Origin of the sequence: Allochromatium warmingii, assembly GCF_900107145.1 — a bacterium.
GTDB lineage: Bacteria > Pseudomonadota > Gammaproteobacteria > Chromatiales > Chromatiaceae > Thermochromatium > Thermochromatium warmingii.
On sequence record NZ_FNOW01000084.1, the window covers coordinates 1 to 1,625 of the forward strand.

Here is a 1,625-nt window from a genome sequence, read left to right on the forward strand (position 1 = left end):
GCGCTAGTAAGTAGCGATTCAGCACTGCTGAGTGTTTGGCCGGATAGATCAGGAACCGATACCGGCGCTGGGCCTTTGGAAAACCAGATGGCAACCGCACTGCCAACTTGCAGATCACGGTTCGCTATTGGATCTTGGCGAATGACCTGACCGGCTGGAACTGTGTCGCTGTATTCCTCGGTAACTGTTCCGAGGATTAAACCCTCATTGGCCAACCGCGATTGAGCGCCGCTGACGGTCTGACCGGACAGATCGGGAACTTTGACCGGCGCGGGGCCTTGAGAAACCCAGACGGCAACCGCACTGCCAGCTTGCAGCATACTGTTGGCTGTCGGACTTTGGCGGATGATCTGACCAGTTGGCACCGTGGCACTGTATTCCTCGGTAACTGTTCCGAGTGTCAGACCTACACTGGTGAGCAGCGATTCAGCTTGAGTGAGTGTTTGACCAAATAGATCGGGAACCGATACCGGTGCTGGGCCTTTGGAAACCCAGATGGCAACAGCACTGCCAGCTTGCAGCACACTGCTCGCTGTCGGACTTTGGCGGATGATCTGTCCGGCTGGAACTGTGGCGCTGTATTCCTCGGAGACTGTTCCGAGTGTTAGACCTGAGCTGGTGAGCAGCGATTCAGCACTGCTGAGTGTTTGGCCGGATAGATCAGGAACCGATACCGGTGCTGGGCCTTGAGAAACCCAGATGGCAACCGCACTGCCAGCTTGCAGCACACTGCTCGCTGTCGGACTTTGACGGATGATCTGACCAGTTGGCACCGTGGCACTGTATTCCTCGGTAACTGTTCCGAGTGTCAGACCTACACTGGTGAGCAGCGATTCAGCTTGAGTGAGTGTTTGACCAAATAGATCGGGAACCGATACCGGCGCGGGGCCTTTGGAAACCCAAATGGCTACAACATTTCCAGCTTGCAGCACACTGCTCGCTGTTGGCGTTTGGCGGATGACCTGACCGGCTGGCACCGTAACACTGTATTCCTCGGTAACTGTTCCGAGTGTTAGACCCGCGCTGGTGAGCAGCGATTCAGCTTGAGTGAGTGTTTGACCAAATAGATCGGGAACCGATACTGGCGCTGGGCCTTGAGAAACCCAAATGGCTACAACATTTCCAGCTTGCAGCACACTGCTCGCTGTTGGCGTTTGGCGGATGACCTGACCGGCTGGCACCGTAACACTGTATTCCTCGGTAACTGTTCCGAGTGTTAGACCCGCGCTGGTGAGCAGCGATTCAGCTTGAGTGAGTGTTTGACCAAATAGATCGGGAACCGATACTGGCGCTGGGCCTTGAGAAACCCAAATGGCTACAACATTTCCAACTTGCAGCTCATTGTTCGCTGTTGGATCTTGGCGAATGACCTGACCGGCGGGAACTGTGGCGCTGTATTCCTCGGTGACTGTTCCGAGGATTAAACCCTCATTGGCCAACCGCGATTGAGCGCCGCTGACGGTCTGACCGGACAGATCGGGAACTTTGACCGGCGCGGGGCCTTTGGAAACCCAGACGGCAACCGCACTGCCAACTTGCAGCTCATTGTTCGCTGTTGGATCTTGGCGAATGACCTGACCGGCGGGAACTGTGGCGCTGTATTCCTCGGTGACTGTTCCGAGGAT

At 55.9% G+C, this 1,625-nt stretch carries 1 protein-coding gene; it reads right to left on the bottom strand.

Translation table 11 applies throughout. The annotated features are described in order from the left end of the window. Window positions 1-1,625: PASTA domain-containing protein (locus BLW10_RS13535; RefSeq protein WP_143117098.1), on the bottom strand; the 1,625-nt coding region annotated here is incomplete at both ends.